The sequence below is a fragment of the Terriglobus albidus genome, assembly GCF_025685425.1.
Classification (GTDB): domain Bacteria; phylum Acidobacteriota; class Terriglobia; order Terriglobales; family Acidobacteriaceae; genus Terriglobus; species Terriglobus albidus.
On record NZ_JAGTAS010000004.1, the window covers coordinates 1 to 1,169 of the forward strand.

1 protein-coding gene is annotated in these 1,169 nt (G+C 58.8%); it reads right to left on the bottom strand.

Annotated elements, in window-relative coordinates; all coding sequences use genetic code 11:
- Positions 1-19 precede the first annotated feature (19 nt).
- Positions 20-1,111 carry an IS30 family transposase gene (locus OHL21_RS00025; protein ID WP_263415198.1) on the bottom strand — a complete coding sequence of 364 codons (1,092 nt, stop codon included), beginning with the start codon at positions 1,109-1,111 and terminating at the stop codon, positions 20-22.
- Positions 1,112-1,169: the final 58 nt, after the last annotated feature.

Below are 1,169 nucleotides of genomic sequence, written 5' to 3' on the forward strand. Positions count from 1 at the left end.
GTAGAGAAGCAGGGCGGATTCAAGCGCCAAGTGCAACGTTTGTGAACTTAGCAGGATTTTGCCAGAACTGCACGAAGTCGAAGGCGCCTTCTGGGAGGAAGAGCTCTGCCGGAGCCTTTTTCTTCAGTGATTTTCTGATTCGGGCATTCATCAGCAGAGCGATATCGTCGAGGTCCTGCTGGGAGAAGCGGCTCAGATCTTCTCCTTTAGGGAGGAACTGGCGTAGCAGGCCATTTGTGTTTTCGTTGATGCCTCTCTCCCAGGGTGAGTGGGGATGGGCAAAGTAGACCTTGACGCCTGTTTGCTCGTGGAGCCATTTGTGCTGAGCCATCTCGCGTCCCTGGTCGTAGGTCATGGTTTTACGCATCGTGGCGTCGAAGCGGTTGAGGATGCGGGCGAAGCCCTCGGCACAGGTTTTCGCCGAACCGTCCTCCAGCTTGACCAGGGCGACATAGAGCGTGGTGCGTTCCACCAGCACGCCAACACAGGACTGGTTGAGCCGGCCCTTGATCAGATCGCCTTCCCAGTGGCCCGGAACCAGGCGCTGGTCCACTTCCTCGGGACGATGATCGATCAGTTGGAAAGACTCGATGAACCCTTTGCGTGTCGCCGCGTCCACCCCTGTCTTGGAGCGGGATCTGCGGCTCAGCCGGCGCCGCCGCAGCAAGGTCATGACGCGAGCTCTAAGCTCACCGCGAGGCATCGCATACAACGCCGTGTAGATCGTTTCGTGAGACAGGCGCACCGGTTCCGGCATACGCATGAGTGTGAACGCAACCTGCTCCGGGCTCAAGCCCCGGCCAAGATGGAACAGCACCTGATCCCACAGCGGTGTACCCACAACCAGCTTGCGTGCGACACGAGGCTTGCGATGCAATATCCGAGCTCGCTGGCTGGCACGACGCGCCACGTAGCCGCCATTACCCCAACGGCGGCTCTGCGGGCTACTCTCCGAAGCCGGTTTCCAGCCGTTGCGGCGCAACTCACGCGTCACCGTCGAGCGCGACCGCTTGAGACCGGCGGCGATCGCCGCTGCTCTCCACCCAAGCTGCAACTGGATCTGAATCGTTACTCGTTCAAAATCATCCAGCTGACTGTAGCTGCAACCCATCCAACACCCCCAAACTTAGAGATGTTGCACTTAGATTTTGATTCCAATCAGATTTCTC

Coding starts and splice junctions, on each gene's coding strand:
- OHL21_RS00025 (WP_263415198.1), bottom strand. CDS start 1,111: ATGGGTTGCAGCTACAGTCAGCTGGATGATTTTGAACGAGTAACGATT.